The sequence below is a fragment of the Streptomyces rapamycinicus NRRL 5491 genome, assembly GCF_024298965.1.
GTDB lineage: Bacteria > Actinomycetota > Actinomycetes > Streptomycetales > Streptomycetaceae > Streptomyces > Streptomyces rapamycinicus.
In genome coordinates, this window is record NZ_CP085193.1 from 1,469,350 (window position 1) to 1,491,647 (window position 22,298).

At 72.4% G+C, this 22,298-nt stretch carries 17 protein-coding genes; 14 read left to right on the forward strand and 3 right to left on the reverse strand.

Going from position 1 to position 22,298, the window contains the following annotated elements; translation table 11 throughout:
* The first annotated feature begins 197 nt into the window (after positions 1-197).
* The 14 genes from LIV37_RS06010 to LIV37_RS06075 all read left to right on the forward strand — a co-directional run bounded on the left by LIV37_RS06010 (position 198) and on the right by LIV37_RS06075 (position 18,048).
* The gene (locus LIV37_RS06010) at positions 198-794 is read left to right on the forward strand and encodes a putative antibiotic biosynthesis monooxygenase (RefSeq protein WP_020866205.1); all 597 of its coding nucleotides are present in this window, start codon (positions 198-200) and stop codon (positions 792-794) included.
* A 78-nt stretch (positions 795-872) separates the two neighbouring features.
* Positions 873-3,197, forward strand: coding sequence for an aminodeoxychorismate synthase component I (gene pabB, locus LIV37_RS06015; RefSeq protein ID WP_020866206.1), 2,325 nt, complete (start codon positions 873-875; stop codon positions 3,195-3,197).
* A 26-nt stretch (positions 3,198-3,223) separates the two neighbouring features.
* On the forward strand, positions 3,224-4,795 hold the full coding sequence (locus LIV37_RS06020) for an AMP-binding protein (protein WP_121826212.1): 1,572 nt from the start codon (positions 3,224-3,226) through the stop codon (positions 4,793-4,795).
* Positions 4,796-4,869: 74 nt separating this feature from the next.
* Positions 4,870-6,459, forward strand: coding sequence for a class I adenylate-forming enzyme family protein (locus LIV37_RS06025; protein ID WP_020866208.1), 1,590 nt, complete (start codon positions 4,870-4,872; stop codon positions 6,457-6,459).
* Positions 6,452-7,675 (forward strand): FAD-dependent monooxygenase, encoded by a 1,224-nt coding sequence (locus tag LIV37_RS06030; protein ID WP_020866209.1) that lies wholly within the window; start codon positions 6,452-6,454, stop codon positions 7,673-7,675. Before LIV37_RS06025 ends, LIV37_RS06030 begins: the two co-directional genes overlap by 8 nt.
* Positions 7,676-7,837: 162 nt before the next feature.
* Complete coding sequence (locus LIV37_RS06035) at positions 7,838-8,701, forward strand: aminotransferase class IV (protein WP_020866210.1); 864 nt, start codon at positions 7,838-7,840, stop codon at positions 8,699-8,701.
* Between the two features lie 42 nt (positions 8,702-8,743).
* Positions 8,744-9,241, forward strand: a complete 498-nt coding sequence (locus LIV37_RS06040; protein ID WP_020866211.1) for a carboxymuconolactone decarboxylase family protein — start codon at positions 8,744-8,746, stop codon at positions 9,239-9,241.
* 54 nt (positions 9,242-9,295) lie between these two features.
* The gene (locus tag LIV37_RS06045; protein WP_020866212.1) at positions 9,296-9,910 is read left to right on the forward strand and encodes an Rv1733c family protein; all 615 of its coding nucleotides are present in this window, start codon (positions 9,296-9,298) and stop codon (positions 9,908-9,910) included.
* A 116-nt stretch (positions 9,911-10,026) separates the two neighbouring features.
* Complete coding sequence (locus LIV37_RS06050) at positions 10,027-10,317, forward strand: DUF1876 domain-containing protein (protein ID WP_020866213.1); 291 nt, start codon at positions 10,027-10,029, stop codon at positions 10,315-10,317.
* A gap of 149 nt (positions 10,318-10,466) precedes the next feature.
* The gene (locus LIV37_RS06055; protein WP_020866214.1) at positions 10,467-11,723 is read left to right on the forward strand and encodes a cellulase-like family protein; all 1,257 of its coding nucleotides are present in this window, start codon (positions 10,467-10,469) and stop codon (positions 11,721-11,723) included.
* 161 nt (positions 11,724-11,884) lie between these two features.
* Positions 11,885-13,267 (forward strand): MFS transporter, encoded by a 1,383-nt coding sequence (locus LIV37_RS06060; protein WP_121825766.1) that lies wholly within the window; start codon positions 11,885-11,887, stop codon positions 13,265-13,267.
* Positions 13,258-14,430 (forward strand): anhydro-N-acetylmuramic acid kinase, encoded by a 1,173-nt coding sequence (locus tag LIV37_RS06065; RefSeq protein WP_020866216.1) that lies wholly within the window; start codon positions 13,258-13,260, stop codon positions 14,428-14,430. The genes LIV37_RS06060 and LIV37_RS06065 overlap by 10 nt, the downstream gene beginning before the upstream one ends.
* Positions 14,431-14,593: 163 nt before the next feature.
* Positions 14,594-16,576, forward strand: a complete 1,983-nt coding sequence (locus LIV37_RS06070) for a hypothetical protein (RefSeq protein ID WP_243146396.1) — start codon at positions 14,594-14,596, stop codon at positions 16,574-16,576.
* A 5-nt stretch (positions 16,577-16,581) separates the two neighbouring features.
* The gene (locus tag LIV37_RS06075; protein ID WP_020866218.1) at positions 16,582-18,048 is read left to right on the forward strand and encodes an ABC transporter substrate-binding protein; all 1,467 of its coding nucleotides are present in this window, start codon (positions 16,582-16,584) and stop codon (positions 18,046-18,048) included.
* Between the two features lie 3 nt (positions 18,049-18,051).
* On the opposite strand, the gene dnaK is transcribed toward LIV37_RS06075, so the two are convergent.
* The 3 genes from dnaK to LIV37_RS06090 all read right to left on the reverse strand — a co-directional run bounded on the left by dnaK (position 18,052) and on the right by LIV37_RS06090 (position 22,251).
* Positions 18,052-19,950 carry a molecular chaperone DnaK gene (gene dnaK, locus LIV37_RS06080; protein ID WP_020866219.1) on the reverse strand — a complete coding sequence of 633 codons (1,899 nt, stop codon included), beginning with the start codon at positions 19,948-19,950 and terminating at the stop codon, positions 18,052-18,054.
* A gap of 83 nt (positions 19,951-20,033) precedes the next feature.
* Positions 20,034-21,437 (reverse strand): Si-specific NAD(P)(+) transhydrogenase, encoded by a 1,404-nt coding sequence (gene sthA / locus LIV37_RS06085; protein WP_020866220.1) that lies wholly within the window; start codon positions 21,435-21,437, stop codon positions 20,034-20,036.
* A gap of 43 nt (positions 21,438-21,480) precedes the next feature.
* A complete protein-coding gene (locus tag LIV37_RS06090; protein WP_020866221.1) occupies positions 21,481-22,251 on the reverse strand; it encodes a YoaK family protein in 771 nt (256 codons plus the stop codon).
* Positions 22,252-22,298 lie beyond the last annotated feature (47 nt).

The following is a 22,298-nucleotide window of genomic DNA, read 5'->3' on the forward strand; positions in this document are numbered from 1 at the left end:
TCTTTATCGGCGACCCCGCCAGGAGCCCATCAGAACCTCGAACCGTAGGTAACGCCCAGGTCACGGCGGCCTATCCGGGTTTTTATGTACGTTGTTGAGCATTCCACTGTTCCCGATCGCACGGTGTGGAACACTTCGTGTCATCTCGCCGGGCACAACAGGCGAAGGTAACGGCGCGGAAAGGAGTTGCGGCTGGAGTGGACAGTGAACCGGTCACGGTGACTGCCGCATACCGGGTGGACCCCGGCCGCGAAAGCGAGTTCTATGCCTGGGCGATCGAGATGCTCAATGCCGCGGCAAGCCTTCCGGGATATCTCGGAGGCGGGGTGATGGGATCCGGTTCGGCCTCCTCGGAGTGGCACGTCCTCTACCGGTTCGAGGCGGAAGGCCCGGCTCGGGCATGGGATTCCTCGCTGGAGCGCGCGCGATTGGCGTCCCGTACCGGGCCCTTCGTCGAGGAAAAGGGAACACAGCGCACCTCGGGACTGGAGAACTGGTTCAAAGGGCCGGTGCGGCCACTGCCGCCACCGCCCAAATGGAAGCTGTGGCTGGTGAATCTGAGCGCGGTCTTCCCTCCGGTTCTCATCTTCAACGTGCTGGTGATCCCGTTCATCAAGGACGCCAATTTCCTGCTGCGGACCCTGGCCTTGTGCCTCGGTGTGACCGCGATGGTGACCTGGCTGGTCATGCCGCGGCTGCAGCGGCTTCTGAAGAAGTGGCTCTACCCACCGCTTCAGTCGATACGAGGACGTCACAGGCGGATGGCGGCCGACGGCCCACGCGCTCGCCGGTAGGTGAGCGGGGCGTCGCGGCCCGAGGACCGGGGCGGGTGATACCCGGTCGGTTTTCTCATCGCAAGGAGGCAAATCCGGATGGAATCGCTGAGGACACTCCTCGTCGATCATTACGACTCGTACACGTACAACCTCTTTCATTTGCTGACCGAGGTCAACGGCGAGGAACCGGAGGTGCTTCTGCATGACGCGCCGGAGTGCGCGGACATCGACCTCTCCGCGTTCGACAACATCGTGCTCTCGCCCGGCCCCGGCCATCCGGCGGACCCCCGGGACTTCGGTGCCACCGCCCGGCTGATCGAGCGGTCGCCCATCCCCGTGCTGGGGGTGTGCCTGGGGCACCAGGGGATCGCGCTCGGCGCCCAGGCGCGGGTGGTGTCCGCGCCCGAGCCCAAGCACGGGCATCTGTCCCGGATCAAACACGGCGGGCGCGGCCTGTTCCGCGGCCTTCCGCAGGACTTCACGGCCGTGCGCTATCACTCGCTGTGCGTGGCCGAGCCGCTGCCGCTGGGGCTCCAGGGCATCGCCTGGTCCGAGGACGGTGTGCTTATGGCGCTGCGGCACCGGGCCCGGCCACTGTGGGGCGTCCAGTTCCACCCGGAGTCGGTGCTGACCGGATACGGCCACCGCATGCTCGGCAACTTCCGCGATCTGACCATTGAGCACGCCAACGGCGAGTCGGTGACCTCCACCGTGGCCCCCGCCCCCGCCGAGGAGCCGCGCCGCGCCCGTACGGCCTCCAAAGCGGCGAAAGCGGCCAGGGCGGCCACCGCGCCGGACTCCCCGCCCGCCCCCGAGGCGGACCCGCGGACCGAACTGGCCCGGCCCGCTCCCAGGAACGAGGCTCCGGCGGAGCCACCCCCGGAAGGCCCCGGCTACCGGCTGCACGCCCGGTGGCTGGCCGACGCCACCGACACCGAAGCGGCCTTCACCCGGCTGTACGCCGAGGCGCCGCACGCGTTCTGGCTCGACAGTTCGCGCGCCGAATCCGACGAGGCCCGCTTCTCCTTCCTCGGGGACGGCACGGGCCCGCTCGCCGAGTTCGTCCGCTACGACACCGGCACCGGCGGGTGCGAGGTCGAGCGGGCGGGACGGCCCGCCGTCCGGGTCGAGGGCGGCGTCTTCGACTACCTCAAGCGGGAGCTGACCCGCCGCCGGGTCAAGGCCCCCGAACTGCCCTTCGACTTCACCGGCGGCTATGTGGGCTACTTCGGCTACGAACTCAAGGCCGACTGCGGCTCCCCCAACCGCCACCGGGCCACCACCCCGGACGCCTGCTGGCTCTTCGCCGACCGGTTCGTCGCCGTCGACCACCAGGAGGGCGTCACCTACATCTGCTGCCTCGCCGAGGACACCCCCGACGGCCACCGGGAGGCGAAGGACTGGCTGGACACCACCGTGACCGTGCTCAGCGGGGTGCCGACGCTCACCGAGCCCGTCCCGCAACCGCCCGCCCTCGCCACCACGGCCGCCGTGGAGCCCTGGCTGGTGCGGGACCGGGAGCGGTACCTGGCCTCGATCGAGGCGTGTCTGCGGGAGCTGCGCGCCGGGGTGAGCTATGAGATCTGCCTGACCAACTCCGCCTGGCTGCCCGCCCCCGGCGACTCTTACGCCTTCTACCGGGCCCTGCGGCGGTTCAACCCGGCGCCGTACGCCGCCTATCTGCGGTTCGACGGCACCGATGTGGCCTGCGCCTCCCCCGAGCGCTTTCTGCGCATCACCCCCGACGGCACCGCCGAGGCCAAGCCGATCAAGGGCACCGCCCCGCGCGGCCAGAGCCCGGAGAAGGACGCGCGGGCGCTGGCCGCCCTCGCCTCCAGCCCCAAGGCCCGCGCCGAGAACCTGATGATCGTGGACCTGCTCCGCAACGACCTGGGGCGGGTGTGCGCGTCGGGCAGTGTGTACGTCCCGCGGCTGATGAACACCGAGACCTACGCCACCGTCCACCAGCTGGTCTCCACGGTACGCGGCCGGCTGCGCCCGGAGACCACCTCCGTCGACTGCGTCCGGGCCTGTTTCCCGGGCGGCTCCATGACCGGCGCGCCCAAGCTGCGCACGCTGGAGATCATCGACTCGCTGGAGACCGAGGCCCGCGGTGTGTACTCCGGCGCGCTCGGCTACCTCAGCTGCAACGGCGCGGCCGACCTCAACATCGTCATCCGCACGGCCGTGTTCACCGGTGGCCGGATGCACATCGGCGCGGGCGGCGCCATCGTGCTCGATTCCGATCCGGCCGAGGAGTACGAGGAGATGCTGCTGAAGACCGCCGCCACCATGCGCGCCTACCAGGCCGTGGAGCCCGCGTCCGGAGGCGAGCCCGCGTCCGCCGGGGAGATCGACGATCTGCTGGTGGCCGCCGCCGCGGGGCCGCCCGCCCGCACGGCGAAGGAGCTCGGCCGGTGACCGCCGTATCGGTGTCCGCCCCGCCCATGCCCGTCGGGCCCACCGTCTCGGCCAATGTGGCCGCGCACCTCGCGGCGCTCGCGGACCGCCGCGGCTGGTCCGGCCGGGCCGCCTTCCTGGAGGGCCACCGGGTCTGGGCCCACGGCGAGGTCCACGACCGCGCCGAGCGCGCGGCCACCGTGCTGGCGGGCCGGGGGGTGGCGGCCGGTGACCGGGTGCTGCTGGCATTACCCGACGGCATCATGTGGGTGACCACGTTCCTGGCCGCCGCCCGGCTGGGCGCCGTGGCGGTGCTGGTCAACCCCGCGCTCACCGCCGACGACCACCGCTTCATGGCCGAGGACTCGCGCACCGCGCTGGCCGTCTCCGGCCCCGGGCTCCAGGACCACTTCGACGGCGTCCCCTGGCTCGGCGCCGATCAGCTGTCGGCCCTGACCGGCCCGCCCGCCACGCTGGGCTCGGTGGCCCCGGCCCCGGCGGCGGAGCCGGTGACGGCCGCCACCCCGCTCTACGTCCAGTACACCTCCGGGACCACCGGCCGCCCCAAGGCGGTGGTCCACAGCCACGGCGATGTGGCCGCCTATCACGACCTGGTCGGGCAGGAGGTGCTGGACATCGGCCCGGCGGACGTGTCGTTCTCGGTGTCCAAGCTGTTCTACGCCTACGGCTTCGGGAACGCCTTCGCCTTCCCCCTCTTCTCGGGGTCGGCCGCGGTGCTCACCGCGGACCACCCCGGACCTGCCCTCGTCGACGACCTCGTGGCCCGGCACCGGGTGACCCTGCTGTACTCGGTGCCGTCCTCGTACGCCACCCTGGTGGACGAGCGCGGCACCGGCCACACGGCCTGCTTCACCTCCGTCCGCGCCGCAATCAGCGCGGGCGAGGGGCTGCCGCCCGCCCTCGGTGAGCGGGTCGGTGAACTGCTCGGCGCGCCGGTGCTGGAGCAGATCGGCTCCACCGAGGCGGGCCACGCCTTCTGCGCCAACACGGTGTGGGACAACGTCCCCGGCACCCTCGGCCGTCCGGTGCCCCGCTTCGAGCTGGAGCTACGGGACGGCGAGGGCGCCGTGGTGGCGGACGGCGCCGACGGCTCGGCCGAGGGCGAGCTGTGGGTGCGGGGCCCGACGGTGGTCACCGGCCGCCCGGAGGACGGCGGTTGGCTCGCCACCCGGGACCGGGCCCGGCGCGGGCGCGACGGGACCTATCGCCATCTGGGCCGGGTGGACGACCTGGAGATGGTCGGCGGGATCACCGTGTCGCCGCTGGAGGTCGAGGAGGTGCTGCGGCAGCACCCGTCGGTACGGGAGGTGGCGGTGGCGGCCGTCCCCGACGAGCGGGGCGCGACCCGGCTGCGCGCCTATGTCGTACCGGCGGCCGACGCGAGCGGCCGGACGGACGGCCGGGACGGCTCGGGCAATCCGCGCGGCCCGGGCGGCCCGGCGGTGGACGAGGAGACGCTGACGGCCGATCTGATCGCGCTGGCCCGGCGGCGTCTCGCCGCCTACAAGGCGCCGCGCACCGTACGCCTGGTGGCCTCGCTGCCGCGCACTCCGACGGGGAAGCTGCGGCGCCATGTCGTCCGTACGGGCCGCTGGTGACGGGTCGGCCCGGCTTGCCGGCCGCGCCGGAGCGCGCCGCCCCCTGACCGACTTCGAACGAAGAGGACCTCGATATGTTGCAGCGGCTTCTCCCCGAGCGCGGGTTCTATCTGGGGCTGATGTTCCAGGAGGCCGCGGCCCGGCACGGCAGGGTCAGGGTGACCCTGGACCGGCCACTGGACGTCGCCCCCGGCGCCGGTACCGACCTCGGCTACACCGAACTGGCCGATCTGGTCGACGACCTGGCCGCCCGGCTGTGGTCGGCGGGGGTGCGCCCGAGTGAGCATGTGGCGATCCTCAAGGGCGACAACGTCGACATCGTGCTGCTGACCTGTGCCGTCTCCAGGATCGGCGCGGTCCCGGCGCTGCTGTCGCCCTCGCTGGACGGACACGTGGCCGCGGTGCTGCTGGACCGGCTGCACGCCCCCTGGCTGATCACTGACCGGGCGACCCTGGAGTCCACGCTGAGCACGGTGGACACCACCCTGGCCCGGGGCGTGCTGACGGTGGACGAGGCGCCCGGGAACACCATCGCGCTGGCCGCGCTCGCCGGGGTGCCGCGCCGCCCGGCCATCCGGCTCCACCCCCGGGAGCCCTCGCTGATCACCCACAGTTCGGGGACCACCGGGATACCGAAGCTGGCCGTGCACTGCCCGCACACCATGTGGCACCGGCTGGTGCCCCAGCAGGCGCTGGGCCGGGCCACTCGCGGGGAGGCGGCCGCGCTGCACATGTCGTTCGTCCACTCCCGCTTCTACCACCTGCTGGGCGTACTGCTGCACTTCGGCAGCCCGCTGCTGCTCCTCGTCGATCCCGACCCGGCCCACGCCGGCCCGCTGCTGGCGGCGCACCGCCCCGGCATCGTGGAGACGCATCCCAACACCTATGTGCTGTGGGAGGACCTGGCCGACGCGCCGAACGGCCCGCTGTCCAACGTCCGGGCGTACGGCTCCACGTTCGACGCCATCCACCCCCGTACGGTGCGGCGGCTGCTCGCCGCGTCCCGGCGCCGCGACCCCCGGCTGATGCAGCTGTACGGGCAGAGCGAGACCGGGCCCATCGCCTTCGGCTGGTGCACCCGGCGGGGCGCGGACCGGGTGGAGGCACGGCGGGTGGGCACCGGCATCCCCGGGTTCACCAGGATCCGGGTGGTGGACGAGCGGGGCCGCAAGTGCCCGCCGGGCGCGACGGGAGCCATCGAGGCCCGCACCCGCGGCCGGATCCTCACCTATCTCGGCGCGCCGGAGAGTTACGCCCGGCAGGTGGACCGGGGCTGGTGGCGGATGGGCGACATGGGCTACCGCGACCGGTGGGGCGCGCTGTATCTGCTGGACCGCGAGGTGGACCAGATCTCCACCGTGGACAGCACGCTGGAGGTGGAGGACGAGTTGCTGTCGCGGTTCGCCGACCTCCGGGAAGTGATCATCGTCCACGGTCCGGGGCGCGAGCCGGTACCGGTGGTGTGCACCCGGGGGAACGAGCCACTGGACCCCGACAGCTGGCGGCGGGCGACCGAGGATCTCCCGGCGCTGGCCGAGCCGGTGCAGTGCCGCTTCGAGGATCTGCCGCGCACCGCCACCTGGAAGATCAAGCGGCTGGAGATCGCCCGGCAGCTCGCCGCGGGTGAGCTGCCCACCCTGTCCACCGCACCGGCCGGTGGCTGACGTGGCGGCGGCCAAGGGCGGCGGGCCGGTTCTGGTGGTGGGCGCCGGGCCGGTCGGGATGACGGCGGCGCTCACCCTGCGCGCCGCCGGGCTGCCGGTCCTGGTGCTGGAGGCCGGGGCGCGGGACCGGGTGCGCCCCGGCAGCCGCGCGCTGTTCGTCCACCGGCGGTCGCTGCGGCTGCTGGAGCGGGCCCGCCCGGGGCTGGGCGCGCGGATCGCGGCGTACGGGACCACCTGGCGCACCCGGCGCACCCTCTACCGGGGCCGCGAGGTGTTCGCGCAGACCTTTCCGCGGGCCTCCGGGGACGGGGCCGCGGCCCTGCCCGCGTTCACCAGCCTGCGCCAGGTGGACACCGAGCGGTTCCTCCACGAGGCGTGTGCGGAGGCGGGCGTGGAGTTCCGATTCGACGCCGAGGTGGACGAGGTGCGCGCGGACGGCGACGGGGTGACGGTGACCGACAAGGCCGGCGGGAGCTGGACGGCCGGCCATGTCATCGCCGCCGACGGGGCCCGTTCGGGGGTGCGCAAGGCGCTGGGCATCCCGCTGGAGGGCACCCGGTCCGACGGCTATCACGTGGTCGTGGACGTGGCGGATCCGCCCGGCGGGGACCTGCCGGTCGAGCGGGTCTTCCACTACGAGCACCCCGGTACCGGCGGCCGCACCGTGCTGCGGGTGCCGTTCACCGGGGGCTTCCAGATCGATCTGCAGTGCCGCGCGGACGATCCGCCGGAGTCCTTCGGCACCGAGAAGGCGCTGCGCCGCTGGCTGCCCCGGCTGGTGGGCGAGGACTGCGCCCACCGGGTGCTGTGGGTGTCGCGCTACCACTTCCTGCGCAAGGTCGCCGCGTCGTTCGCGGATCCGTCCGGCCGGGTGCTGCTGGCGGGCGAGGCGGCGCATCTCTTCCCGCCCTTCGGGGCCCGCGGCATGAACAGCGGGATCGCGGACGCGGTCGCGGCGGCGGAGGCGGTGTCGGCGGCATGCTCCGAGCCATCGCGGGGACCCGCGACGGTGGCCGGGTACGCCTCCGCCCGCCGGAGCGCTGCTCTCTACAACAGCGAGGCCGCCGGGGCGGCCCTGGACCATCTGCGGCCCCGGCCGTGGAAGCGGGCGACCCAGCGCGCGGCGGCCGCGCTGTCCCCGGTGGTCCCCCGCTGCGGGGAGTGGCTGGAACGCGCCCCCTACGGGCCCCGGGGCGGCCCGGCGCACGGCTATTGACCGGCAATCCAGTGAGCGCGGCTAGGAACCCGGCCGGACAACGGAACAACGGAACGCGGACGTAGGGCATCGGGGCAGCACGGCATCGGACATCGAGAACGTCGAGCACATCGAGCACATCTGGAACGTCGAGCACATCGGGACGGAGACGTGGAAGCGGACATGGTCGCCACACAGAACATCGGTCACGCCGATGCGTCGGACCAGAAGCAGTGGACGCTGATGTGGCGCGAGGACGGCGGGCTGATGCCCTCCCGGGCGGTGCCGGACAGCGCGCTGCTGGCCGCCGACTCCTGGCTGATCGACGACGGGCGGGTGCGCGGGCTCGACCACCACCGCCGCCGGTTCGTCGCCGCGTGCGTCGAGGCGAGCGGCGACTCCCCCGCCCGGATCGAGAGCTTCTGGCGCGACGCGATCGCCGCCCTGCCCCGCACCGAGCGCTGGTTCCCCCGGGTCGAGCTGGCCGGTCCCGAACCGGCCCGGCTGTTCCTGCGGGTCCGGCCCGCGCCGCCGCGGACCGTCAATGTGACCGTATGCCTGACCGAGGAGTTCGATCCGCGGTCGCATCCCCGCCGCACCGGCCCCGACCTCTCCCTCCTCGCGCATCTGCGGGACCGGGCGGCCGCCCGCGGCGCGCAGGAACTGCTGCTCACCACCCCCTCCGGGCTGGTGCTCGAGGGCACCGCGGCGAGCGTCCTGTGGTGGGAGGACGACGTGCTGTGTCTGCCGCCCCCGGAGCTTCCGCTGCTGGCGGGCGTGACCTCGACCCTGATCCAGGACCGGGCTGCCGAGCTGGGCGTCCGCACCGAGCACCGCCGCCGCACCGTGCAGGAGCTGGACGGCCGTGAGGTGTGGCTGGTCAACGCGGTGCACGGGATCCGCCCGGTGACCGCGTGGCTGGGCCGCCCGCTGCGGGCGGGCCCGGCGCTGCGCGCCGCCCCCTGGCAGACCTGGCTCAACGGCGTTCCCGACCCCCTGATCACCCAGTTCCCCCCGATCCCCCGACCACGACTTGACCATAAGTGACCGCGACTGACCGCGACTGACCGCGACGAACGGAGTTCACCGATGACGACGACCACCCCGGCCCGCACCACCGCCCGGCTGGATCTGAAGGGCCTCGCCCCCGAGGTGTCCGCCGCGATGGGCGAGCTGCACCGGGCGGCGGTGCGGGCCGCCCGGGCGGCGGGGGTCGAGCCCGAGCTGCTCGAGCTGGTCAGGATCCGTGCCTCGCAGCTCAACGGCTGCGCGTTCTGCCTGGACATGCACACCAAGGACGCCCGCGCCCAGGGCGAGACCGAGCAGCGGATCCACACCCTCGCCGCCTGGCGGGAGACCCCGTTCTTCACCGAGCGGGAGCGGGCCGCGCTCGCGCTGACCGAGGCGGTGACCTCGGTCCAGGACGGCCATGTGCCGGACGAGGTCTACGCGGCCGTCCGTGAGGTCTTCGACGAACCGCAGGTGGCGGCCGTGATCTGGGCCGCCGTCGTGATCAACGCCTACAACCGCACGGCGATCAGCGCGCGGATGGTGCCCGGCGCCTATCAGCCCGCCCCGCGCACCTGACCCCGACGCCCGCGCGACCGCGCGCCGGCGTCAGCACCCGCTGGAGGCCAGACCATGAACACCCACGGACCGCGACGCGTATTCGGGCCGCGTCCGCCCCTGCTCAAGCGTCCGGCCAGGGGGCCCAACCCGCTGCGCCGCCGGACGGACCGGATCCAGACCTGGTGCACCGTGCTGTTCGCGCTGGTCCTCGTGGTCGGGCTGCCGGCCGCCGCGATCAGCGCGGGGTACGCGGCACACGCCTCCCAGATGCGCGTCGTGGCCGCCGAGACCTCGGCCCGGCACCAGATCACCGCACGGCTCGCCGATGCCACCCCCGGCCCGGCCCACAGCGATGTACGGGAGCCGCGGCAGGCGCGGGTGCGCTGGGTCGCGGATGACGGTGAGCGCCATACGGGCACCGCCACGGTGGCGGGCGACGGCGACTCGGGGGACGCGGTACGGGTCTGGGTGAACCGCGAGGGCGCCCTGGCGCAGCCGCCCTCCTCCCCGTCGACCGCGCGGACTATGGGCTGGTTCACCGGCTGTATCACCGCGGCGACGGTGGCCGCGCTCGCGTTCACGGGGCGGGCCCGGGTCCGGCGGGCCCTGGACCGCAGAAGTTACGCGCGCTGGGAGGCAGAGTGGAAGGTGGTGGAACCCGCGTGGTCCGGCAGGAACCGCCGCTGAGCGGGGCTCCGGCCGCCGCCACGGGTTCCGGCCGCTTCCGACGCCAGAAGCGGCCGCCTGAAGGTGCCGCCAGGAGGTGCCTTCCGAAGGTGCCTCCCGAAGGTGAGGAGCAGACCATGTCGCACACAGTGGAGTGGAAGGTCCATCTCTATCTCTCCGAGGACGAGGGGCGGACCAGGGCGCGGGTGGAGCTGGACACCGGGTCCACGGCGCTCACCGGCCGGGGGCTGGCCCGGTGCAACCCGGACGACGAGGACGTGCCCGTGATCGGCGATGAGCTCGCCGCCGGGCGGGCGCTCAGCGATCTGGCGCAGCAGCTGGCGCAGGCCGCCGAGCACGACCTGGAGAGCGCGGGCGCGCCCCCGGCCTCGCGCAGACCACGGCCCGGCTACGGCTGGATCGCCTGAGGGAGGTCGTGCATCGGCCGCCGGCCGGCTCCGCCGTACCGCACTGGCCATTATTTATGAATACATCTTGACAGCCCGTTGGCGCCCCCGGACGATGAACCGATCTCCCGTCTCTGTCATCGCCGAGCCGCCGACCGCGGGGAGCCCCTGTGACGCTGTCGCCGCATCTGCCGGACAAACTGACCATCTCACTCTGGGACTTCAGCTGGTACACCCGCACCGGCCCGGATGAGCCCTTCGCCGATCTCGACCGCGCCTTCGAGGACGCCGTGGCCCGCGGCTACAACACGGTGCGCGTCTGCGCCATGCCGTTCCTGCTCTTCGGCTCCCGGCTGGACACGACCAAGCTGCGGCCGTCGGCGCTGGGCGGCGCGTACGGACAGCGGATGCGCTGGTACGACCTGGGCGGCGGGGGCGAGATCGACGGACGGGCCCGGCTGCGCGAGCTGTTCGAGGCGGCCCTGCGCCATGACTGCTTCGTCATCCTCTCCAGCTGGGAGTACCAGCAGAGCCCGTCGTTCGGCGAGGACCGCGCCTGGTTCGACGCGCTGATGGCCGTCGATCCCGAGCGGCGCGCCGAGGCGCTCGCGGACGCGCTGGCCGATCTGATCGACTTCCTGGTGATCCACGGTCTGGACGACCGGATCGCCTTCACCGAGCTGCACAACGAGGTCCAGGGCAGCCGGCTCACCGAAGGGCTGGACGGCCAGGACAAGGTCGTCGCCCTGCGGCCACGGCTGGAGCGGGGCATCGCCCGGTTCAAGGAGCGCCACCCCAACCGGCCGGTCACGGTCAACTACGCCAAGGTGCCGGTCGGTTCGCTGCGCGGGGTCCCCCGCGAGGTGGATGTCGCGGTCTTCCACCCCTATGTCTACGGGGTGCTGGACGAGCTGCTGACCACCTTCGCCGTCCGCGACCGGACCCGCCCCTTCCCCCAGGAGGCGGTCCGCCGGGAGCTGCTGCGCCCCGGCGCCCCCGATCTGGCCGACTGGGCCCCGCCGCCCGGCGACCGATGGCGGCTGGAGGCCACCACGGTCGGCTCCCGGGAGATCTACGTCCACGACTGGTGCGACCCCGACCGCTGGGACGCCTGGCTGTACGACCGCTACGCCGTGCACCGGCTGGCGATGGACCAGCTGCTGGTCACCTGGATCGAGGCGGCCGCGGACTGGGCCGCCGCGAGCGGGGTCCCACTGGTCTTCGGCGAGGGCTGGATCGGCTACACCCCGCTGCACGGGACCTTCGAGGAGGGCCCGGTAGGGGCCGCGTTCTGCCGCCGCGCCGTCGAGGAGTCGGCACGGGTGGGCGCGTGGGGCGCGGTGGTGTGCTCCAACGCGGCGCCCCAGCACCCGATGTGGCAGGACATCGCGCTGCAGCGGGAGTGCAACGCGGTGCTGCGCGGCTGAGGACGGGCCCGTACGGCACCGCGTTGGCCCGCGCCCCGGGGCCGTACGGGATCCGCTCGGACCTCGAGCGCCGCTGGAGCCGCGCTCGTACCGGTAGCCGCGCTCCCTTACGGGTACGGACATCACATCCCCTTGGCGGTGACGGCTGAAAGGGCCCGGATGTGACGACGTCCCCAGCGGATCCCAGCGAACGTGCTGCCGGGCGGGCCCCGCGCCGTGCGCTGGTGGCCGGTTCGGTCGGCAACTTCATCGAGTGGTACGAGTTCGGTGTCTACGGTTTCTTCGCGACGATCATCGCCGCGAACTTCTTCACCCCGGACGGCGGCAACGAGCTCGAGGGCCTGGTCAAGACCTACGCCTCCTTCGGGATCGCGTTCTTCTTCCGCCCCATCGGCGCCGCCGTCTTCGGCCGGATCGGCGACCGGATCGGCCGCCGGCCCACGCTGATCCTGGTGCTGCTGCTGATGACCGGCGCCACGACGCTCATCGGAGCGCTGCCCACGTACGACACGCTGGGCGCGGCCGCGCCCTGGCTGCTCACCCTGTTGCGGATCCTCCAGGGTCTCTCCGCGGGCGGGGAGTTCGGCGGTGCGGTGTCGATCATGACGGAGTTCGCTCCACCGGGCCGCCGCGGGCTGTACGGGGCGTGGCAGTCGTTCACCGTGGCGCTGGGGCTGCTGGCCGGGGCCGGGGTGGCGGCGGTGCTGGCCACCGTGATGAGCGAGGAGTCACTGGGCGACTGGGGCTGGCGGCTGCCGTTCCTGCTGACCCTGCCGATCGGGCTGGTGGCCCTGTGGCTGCGGCTGAGGCTGGAGGAGACCCCCTTCTTCCGCGCGACGGCGGACGGGTCCACCGGCACGGCGTCGGCCGCCGGGCCGGAGCGGGTGGCGGACCCCCGCGAGGTGGCCGGGGCCATCGTCATGGGGGCCGCGCGCATCATGGGCTGGGCGGCGGCCGGTTACACCTTCCTGGTCGTCATGCCCTCGTATCTCCAGGCCACCTTGAACGCCACCTTCCAGCAGGCGCTGGTCGCCACCGTCGTGGCCAACGCGGGCTTCGCGCTCGCCATCCTCCCGGCGGGGCTGCTCAGCGACCGGATCGGGCGGCGGCCGGTGATGCTGACCGGGGCCGCGCTGGTGGCGGTGCTGGCCTTCCCGCTGCTCAATGTCCTACAGGAGCCGGACAGTTCGGCATGGGTCCAGGGGGCGGCGGTCTTCGTGGCGGGCGTGGTGGTGGGCCTGATGGCCGGGCCCGGTCCGGCCATGCTCGCCGAGATGTTCCCGACCCGGGTCCGCTACACGGGCCTTGGGCTGGCGTACGCGCTGTCCAACGCGGTGTTCTCCGGATGCGCCGGGCTCATCATCACCGAGGTGATCAAGCACACCGGCGAGGTGGACACCCCGGCCTACTACGTGACGGTGACCTGCGCCATCAGCGTGGCCGCCCTGGCCACTCTGCGCGGGGAGCACCACCGCGGCGCGCTGCCCGGCGCGGCGCGGCCCACGACGGGGGCCGAGCGGGAGGAGGAGACACCATGCGGGTGATCGGACTGATGTCGGGCACGTCCCATGACGCGGTGGACGCCGCGGCGGCCGACCTGGTGCTCGACGGCGACACCGTGGTGCTCGCCCCGCTGGGGCTGGTCAGCGAGGCGTATCCGGAGGCGCTGCGGTCGGCGCTGAGCGCCGCGCTGCCCCCGGCGGCCACCACCATGCGGGACGTGTGCGCGCTCGACACCCGGATCGGCCAGGCGTTCGCCGCGCTCGCGGTCCGCGCCGACCGGGAGCTGTGCGAGGGGCGTACGGACCTCATCGGCTCCCACGGCCAGACGGTGTACCACTGGGCCGAGGGCGGGCGGGTGCACGGCACGCTCCAGCTCGGCCAGCCCGCCTGGATCGCCGAGGCCACCGGCTGCCCCGTGGTCTCCGATCTGCGCACCCGCGATGTGGCCGCGGGCGGCCAGGGCGCTCCCCTGGTCAGCCTGGTGGACGCCCTGTGGCTGCGCGGGCGGCCCGGTGTGTGCGCCGCCCTGAACCTGGGCGGGATCGCCAACATCACGGTGGTCTCCAGCGCCCGGGATCCGCTGGCCTTCGACACCGGTCCGGCGAACGCGCTCATCGACGCGGCGGTCTGCGATCTGACGGGCGGCCGGCTGGACCATGACGCGGACGGCGCCATGGCGGCGCGCGGTACCGTCCACGGGCCGCTGCTGGAGCGGCTGCTGGCCGAGCCGTACTACGCGCTGCCCGCGCCCAAGACGACGGGCAAGGAGCTGTTCCACGCGTCCTATCTGCGCGCTGCCCTGGCCGCCACGGGCCAGGTGCCCGACGATGACGTGGTCGCCACCGTCACCGGGCTGACGGCCCGCACCGTGGCCGACGCCGTACGGAAGGTGCACGCCACCGAGGTGATCGCCTCGGGCGGCGGCACCCGCAACCCCACCCTGATGGGGGCGTTGCGCCGGGAGCTGGGCCCCATCGGGCTGCGGACCTCCGACGACCTCGGCCTTCCGGCGGCGGCGAAGGAGGCGTACGCCTTCGCCGTCCTCGCCTTCCTGACCGCCCACGGGCTGGCCGGTACGGTGCCGAGCTGCACCGGCGCCCGCCATGCCGGCGTGCTGGGGTCGATCACCCCGGGGCGGCGCGGCTTCGGCCTGCCCGCGCCGGGGCGGTCCGCGCCCACCCGGCTGGAGGTCTTCCGCCGCTGAGCGGGGGGCGGCGTCTCGCGGCCGGTGGAGCCCCGCTGCGGGAAAGGGGATGTCGGCACCGGCCCTAGCGGGAGTACGTTTGGGAACGGCCCGCTATCGAAGGGGTGAATGTGGGTAAAGGACCCCTAGCCGACGGGGGGCCTGAACGGGGGGACGGGGGCACGTGGCGGAATCCGGAATGGGCGTGGGCTTAAGAGGCCGCAGCGGGATCATCAGTCTGGTCGGGGAGTGTCTCAGGCTGGAGCCGACGGACGAGCGGCCGGTGATCATGCTGGTGGGGCCGCGCGGCAGTGGGGCCAGCGACGCTCATGGCGCGCTGATGGAGAAGTTCGGCCCCGAGACGCCGTTCGCGTATGTCAATGTCGGCGGTGAGCAGTCCCTGCTGCCGCGGTACGCCCTGGCGCTGCTCGCGCGCCAGCTGGAGCGCAAGCTGCCGCGCTACCGCCGCTCGCACTTCCCACGACTGACGCTCGGTCTGCTCGCCTCCGACCACCAGCTGCGGATGACGAGCCTGGCGGAGGGGCGGCGCAACATCCGGCGGGAGCTGGACGCGTTCCAGGAGCGGGCGGAGGCGCGCTACGGCGACTATCTCGCCGCCTTCTTCGAGGTGGCCGGGGGCGCCGTGGGCGCTCCCGACGGCGCCTCCACGGCCGCGCTCGCGCTGCTGCGGGACGCGCTGCGGCGCGGCCGGAGGCGGCTGCCGGGCCGCAAGTTCACCAGCAGCGCGGCCTGGTACGGCGGCCATCCGCTGCTGCGGAGCCGGGATCCGTGGGAGGCGCTGGTCGAGCTCAACCTGTGGCGCCACGACGGGGACGAGGACGATCAGGAGCGGCTGGACCGGGTGCTGTTCTCGGCCCTGCTGGAGGACATGCGCGGCAATGTGCGCCACTCGTTCATGCCCCGTTCGTATCTGCTGCTGCTCGACAACTCCCATACGGAGTACGGCCGTCGCTTCCTCGATCTGCTGATCCGGGCCCGCCATGACGACGCCGTGGTGGCGGGCGCCGACTGCGATCCGCTCACCGTCGTGGCGAGCTCCAACCGGTGGCTGCCCCGCTGGGGCCCGGCCACCGGCGATCAGTGGCCGTGGCGGCTGCGGGGCCCGGACCGGGCCTCCCTGGCGGACTGGAGCGAGCACCGGCCGGGCCGGGACAGCGATGACACCTGGTGGTATCCGCTGCGGCTGCGCGACCTCAATCTGGACGAGGTGCGCATCCGGATCGAGCTGGAGCTGCGCCACCACCCCGACCTCGCGCCGTTCACCCGGCTCGCGCCCTTCGTCCACCGGCTGACCGCGGGGCTCCCCCGGGCGGTCAGCCTGGTTCTGGAGCTGCTCCGGCACTCGTCCGTGCCGGTCGAGGACGGCGCCGAGCAGGACCGCTGGCTGCGCACCCTGCCGGACCGCACACCGCGGGAGGGCGAGGACACCCGGACGCTGGCGGAGGCCGCCCTGGACCATCTCCTGCGCGATTTCGACCCCGCGCGGCGGATGGCGCTCGAGGAGTGCGCGGCGGCGCGCGACCTGTCCATCGGCACCCGGCTGCTGGGCTCGGGCGACTCGCTGTTCGGCGAGGTCCGCGGCCGCTGGCTGCTGCACAGCCCGGGCGCCGTGACCCCGGCCCTGCACCCCTGGCTGCGGCGGCTGTTGCTGTGGCGGCTGGCCGGGCGTCCGGACGACTGGGACGCGGTGCACGAGTTGCTGGCCGAGCACTTCAGATCCGAGGGCCGCCCGGTCCCGGAGATGTACCACCGGCTGGCGGCGGAGCGGATCGACGAGGTGACCGGGTATCTGGTGGAGCGCTTCCCGGCGGTGCCCGCGGCGCAGTGGATAGCTGAGTTCAACACCATCACGGCCGCCCCCAACCGGCTGGGCCAGGCCGGCGGACCGCTGGAGCTGCTCGCCGGCCTCGCCCCGGACGAGCCCCCGGAGGCGGTCACCACGGCCTCGGTGATCCGGGAGCTGATCACGGTGCGCTGGGTGTGGAGCGATCCGCTCGCCGACCCCGGGATGCGGCTGAACGACATGATCGCCGACGGCTTCAACCAGCTCTCACGACTGCGGAGGAACGACATCGTGGCCCTGTTCAACGAGGCGGAGCGGTACCGCCACTGGCGCCATCCGCTGACGCGCGCGGACGAGGGGTGAGACCGGTGCCGAGACTGGAATGGCCGCTGCACATCGTGCGCCGAGTGGTGATCGGCGTGATCGTCCTGGCCGTGCTCGCGGTGGCGATCCCGCTCACCGTGAACTGGATCGGGGAGCGGCGGGCCCGGTGCGGTGACGGCGTCGTCAAGATGGGCGACGACCGCGAGTGCGTGGGCGTCACCGACGGCTCGTACACCTTCGCCGACCATCTGGAGCCCGTGGAGAAGAAGATCAAGGCGGAGAACGACCTGGTGGACAAGCACGGTGACAAGTACGTCAGCGTCGCCTACATGACCTCGTTCACGCTGACCGAAGACGACAGCAACTCCGAGGAATCGGTCCGGCATGAGCTCGAGGGCGCGTATCTGGCCCAGTACCGGCACAACCGCGGCGATCTCTCCTCCTCCCCCAAGATCAAGCTGCTGATCGCCAACATGGGCAGCAGCGCGGCTCATTGGGAGCACACCGTCGATGAGCTGATCGACCGGAAGAGCTCTGCCGACAAGCTGGTCGCGGTCACCGGGCTCGGCCCCAGCGACACCCAGAACCTCGACGCGCTGAGGCGGCTGTCCGACAACGGTCTCGCCCTGGTCGCCAGCACCATGACGGCCACCAACATAGAGGGCATCAAGGGGCTGGTCCGGGTCTCCCCGACCAATGTGGACGAGGCGTACGCCGCCTCCGCGTATCTCAAGAAGGAGAAGGTCCGCCGGGCGGTGGTGGTCCAGGACGACGCGCGGGACAACTACTACGCCAAGACGCTGGGTGACGCCTTCACCAAGGTCTTCCAGGACATCGAGGGCCACGAGCTGGTGGCGGACAGGATGACCTATGACTCCTCGGTGCGCGGCGCCTGGGAGAACGAACTGCGCTACATGCCGGGGCAGCTGTGCGACCAGAAGCCGGAGGCGGTCTTCTTCGCGGGCCGCGGCAAGCACCTCACCCGGTTCCTGGACGCGATCGCCAACCGTCCGTGCCAGGACCGGGAGTTCATGGTGATCACCGGCGACGACACCACCAACCTCACCGCCGACGACCTGGCCCACGCCGCCGAGAGCAAGGTGCGGGTGCTCTACACGGGCCTGGCGCACCCCGATATGTGGCAGCAGGACCCCGACTCCGTCTCCCGCCCGTCGGCCCGGCACTTCCAGCCGGGCGGGCTGATGGCCAAGTGGTTCCCCGACGACCAGCACCAGGACGGCCAGGCCATCATGGCGCATGACGCGGTGCTCACCGCCGCCCAGGGCATCCAGATGGCGGCGCTGGGCGACGTGACCGGGGAATCGGTGGCGCGGATGTTCCACCAGATGAACAGCCGTCAGCAGGTGCCGGGGGCGAGCGGGTTCATCTCGTTCCAGAACAATGGCAATCCGCGCAACAAGGCCATTCCGATCCTGCATCTCAACGCGAAGGGGCGCTCGGAACTCGTGGAGGTATCGGCACGGCGGGGCGAGCCGGCCAGGAAGCAGTGACGGTCAGCCGGCGCCGCCCTTGGGCTCGTCCCCGGTCTTCTCGTCGTCGACGATCTCCGCGTCCACGACCTCCTCCTCGGCGGCGTGGGCCTGGCCCTCCGCGTCACCGGCGGGGCCACTCGATCCGCCGCCGCCCTGGGACGGGCCGGACTGCTGGGCCTGGGCGTAGATCGCGGTGCCGATCCTCTGCCCGATGGCGGCGGTCCGCTCGGTGGCCTCGCGGATCGCGTTGGTGTCCTCGCCCTCGAGCGCCTTCTTCAGATCCGCGACCGCCGCCTCGGCCTCCTGCCGGACGTCCCCGGGCACCTTGTCGGCCTGGTCCCGCAGCAGCCTCTCGGTCTGGTAGACGAGCGACTCGGCCTGGTTGCGGGTCTCGGCGGCCTCGCGGCGGCGGTGGTCCTCCTCCGCGTAACTCTCGGCCTCGCGCATCATGCGGTCGATGTCGTCCTTCGGCAGCGCGGAGCCGCCGGTGACGGTCATCCGCTGCTCCCGGCCGGTGCCGAGGTCCTTGGCGGAGACATGCATGATGCCGTTGGCGTCGATGTCGAAGGCCACCTCGATCTGCGGCACCCCGCGCGGCGCGGGCGGCAGCCCGGTCAGCTCGAACATCCCGAGCTTCTTGTTGTACGCGGCCATCTCGCGCTCGCCCTGGAACACCTGGATCTGCACCGACGGCTGGTTGTCCTCGGCCGTGGTGAAGACCTCCGAGCGCTTGGTCGGGATCGTGGTGTTGCGCTCGATCAGCTTGGTCATGATGCCGCCCTTGGTCTCGATGCCGAGGGACAGCGGGGTGACGTCCAGCAGCAGGACGTCCTTGACCTCGCCCTTGAGGACACCGGCCTGCAGGGAGGCGCCGATGGCGACGACCTCGTCCGGGTTGACGCCCTTGTGCGGCTCCTTGCCGGTCAGCTCCTTGACCAGGCCGGTCACGGCGGGCATCCGGGTGGAGCCGCCGACCAGGATCACATGGTCGATGTCGGCGGTCTTGATCCCGGCGTCCTTGATCGCCTGGTGGAAGGGGGCCTTGCAGCGCTCCAGGAGGTCCTCGGTCAGCTGCTGGAACTGCGAGCGGGTGAGCTTCTCGTCCAGGTGCAGCGGGCCCTGGTCGGAGGCGGTGATGTAGGGCAGGTTGATCGTGGTCTCGCTGGCCGCGGAGAGCTCGATCTTGGCCTTCTCGGATGCCTCGCGCAGCCGCTGGACCGCCATCTTGTCCTGGGCCAGATCGACGCCGTAGCCGTGTCCGAAGCGGGAGACCAGATGGTCCACGATCCGCTGGTCCCAGTCGTCGCCGCCGAGGTGGGTGTCGCCGTTGGTGGCCTTGACCTCCACCACCCCCTCGCCGATCTCCAGCAGCGAGACGTCGAAGGTGCCGCCGCCGAGGTCGAAGACCAGGATGGTCTGGTCGTTCTCCTTGTCCAGCCCGTACGCCAGGGCGGCGGCCGTCGGCTCGTTGATGATCCGCAGCACCTTCAGCCCGGCGATCTCGCCCGCCTCCTTGGTGGCGGTGCGCTGGGAGTCGTTGAAGTACGCGGGGACGGTGATCACGGCGTCCGTCACGTCCTCGCCGAGGTACGCCTCACCGTCGCGCTTGAGCTTCTGCAGCACCCGCGCGGAGATCTCCTGCGCGGTGTAGCGCTTGCCGTCCACATCGCCGGTGGCCGGGAACCGCCACCGGTCCTCGCCCATGTGGCGCTTGACCGATCGCGCGGTGCGCTCCACGTTCGTCACCGCCTGGCGCTTGGCGACCTCCCCCACCAGCACCTCGCCGTTCTTGGCGAAGGCCACCACCGAGGGGGTGGTCCGGGTGCCCTCGGTGTTGGTGATGACGGTCGGCTCGCCGCCCTCCAGGACCGATACGACCGAGTTCGTCGTACCCAGGTCAATACCGACTGCGCGAGTCATCTCAACCCTCCTCCCAGTCTGTCTCCCAGTATCCCAAAAGGGATATTCGGAAGTGGGGCGCGGAGGAGGGCCGGGGCCGGGGGTCAGTCCCGCAGGTGGTCCACCTCGCGCATCTTGTTGGTGGCGTCGAGCGCGGCGACCTTGTAGGACTCGGCGAAGGTCGGATAGTTGAACACCGCGTCCACCAGATAGTCGACGGTGCCGCCGCAGCCCATCACGGCCTGGCCGATGTGGATCAGCTCGGTGGCGCCGGTGCCGAAGCAGTGCACCCCGAGCAGCCGCCGGTCCTCCGGGGAGACCAGCAGCTTCAGCATGCCGTGGGCGTCGCCGACGATCTGGCCCCGGGCGAGCTCGCGATAGCGGGAGACCCCGACCTCGAAGGGCACCTTCTCGTCCGTGAGCTGGTCCTCGGTGCGGCCGATGAAGCTGATCTCGGGGATGCTGTAGATCCCGATCGGCTGGAGGCGGTGGATCGGGTTCACCGGCTCCTCGCACGCGTGGTACGCCGCGCTGCGCCCCTGCTCCATGGAGGTCGCGGCCAGGGCCGGGAAGCCGATGACATCGCCGACGGCGTAGATGTGCGGCACGGCGGTGCGGTAGTGCTCGTCCACCGCGATCCGGCCCCGCCGGTCGGCGGTGAGCCCCGCCTTGGCGAGGTCCAGCGCGTCGGTGAGCCCCTGGCGCCCCGCGGAGTACATCACCGTGTCGGCGGGGATCTTCTTACCGCTCTCCAGGATGGTCAGGGCGCCCTTCGGATGGCGCTCGACGGCCGCCACGGTCTCGCCGAAGCGGAAGGTGACGGCCAGGTCGCGCAGCCGGTACTTCAGCGCCTCGACGATCTCGACATCGCAGAAGTCCAGCATCCCCTCGCGCTGCTCGACCACGGTGACCTTGCTGCCCAGGGCGGCGAACATCGAGGCGTACTCGATGCCGATCACCCCGGCGCCCACGATGACCATGGAGCGCGGCACCCGCTCCATGTTGAGGACGCTGTCGGAGTCCATGATCGTCCGCTCGTCGAACTCCACGCTCGCCGGGCGGGCCGGCCGGGTGCCGGTGGCGATCACGATGTGCTGGGCGGTGAGCAGCTGCTCCTGGCCGGTGGCGTCCGTGACGGCCACGGTGTGGCCGTCCACGAACCGCCCGGTGCCGGAGAACATCGCGACCCGGTTGCGGGACAGCTGATTGCGGACGACGTCCACCTCACGGCCGACCACATGCTGGGTGCGGGCCGTCAGGTCGGCGACGGTGATCTCCTCCTTGAGCCGGTAGCTCTGGCCGTAGAGATCCCGCTGGGTCAGTCCGGTGAGATAGAGCACCGCCTCACGCAGGGTCTTGGACGGAACGGTTCCGGTATGCAGGGAGACCCCGCCCACCATCTCCTTACGGTCGACGACGGCTACCCGGCGACCGAGCTTCGCGGCTGCGATGGCAGCCTTCTGGCCGCCCGGCCCGGACCCGATCACAAGCATGTCAAAGTCGGTCACGGCCCGAGTCTGACATCGGATGACGCCTCGCTGGAAGAGTGAATCACCGGTCAACCCGCCCCGGAGCGGGCGGGCTTGGGGCGGACTGCTCGGCGTGGGGCCAGAGATGGCCCTGGGCATCCCGAGCCAGGGAGGTCAGGGACGCCAGCAGAACGAGACCGACCAGCCCGGTCGGCAGGGCGGGCGCGGCCCGCGCGGCGTGGGCCACCAGCAGCCCGCCGGCCGCGGCGCCCACCACCAGGCCCGCCAACAGCGCGATGCTGAGCCGGCGCACCGTTCCGCTGCGCACCGCGTCGACCAGCACCCCGGTCAGGGCGCCGGTGAGATACGTGGTGGAGAAGCCGGGCGGCCCGACGGCCCGCACCAGACCGCTCTGGCCTCCCATGGCGAGCGCGGCCACCGCCAGCAGCCCGAGCTGCCGGCCACCGGAGGGGTGGCCGTCGGCGGACGCCCACACCGCCCAGAGCCCGCCGAGCGCGAGCAGTTCCACCGTGAGCGCGCACCGGCCGCGCAGGGCGGGCCGGGAGCCGCGCACGATCCGGCCGCTGACCAGCGCGCCCACGATGTATCCGCCCATGGCGACCGCGGAGTCCCGGGCGAGCGTCGCGTCCAGGGACGCGGTGGACATGCCGAGCAGGGAGAGATTGGCGGTCATGACGCTGGTGAAGACGCCGCCCAGGGCCAGAAAGCTCATCGCGTCCATCGCCCCGGTCGCCACGGTCAGCGCGACGGCGGCCACCGCTCCCCCGGAAGCGCAGGCCCGGCCGGGGGGCCGTGCTTTCGGTGCGGGGTCGGTGTCGCTCTCTTCGGCCATCGGCAACCCTCCGGCCACCTCGGGTGCCCCGGGCGGCCCACCGGAAA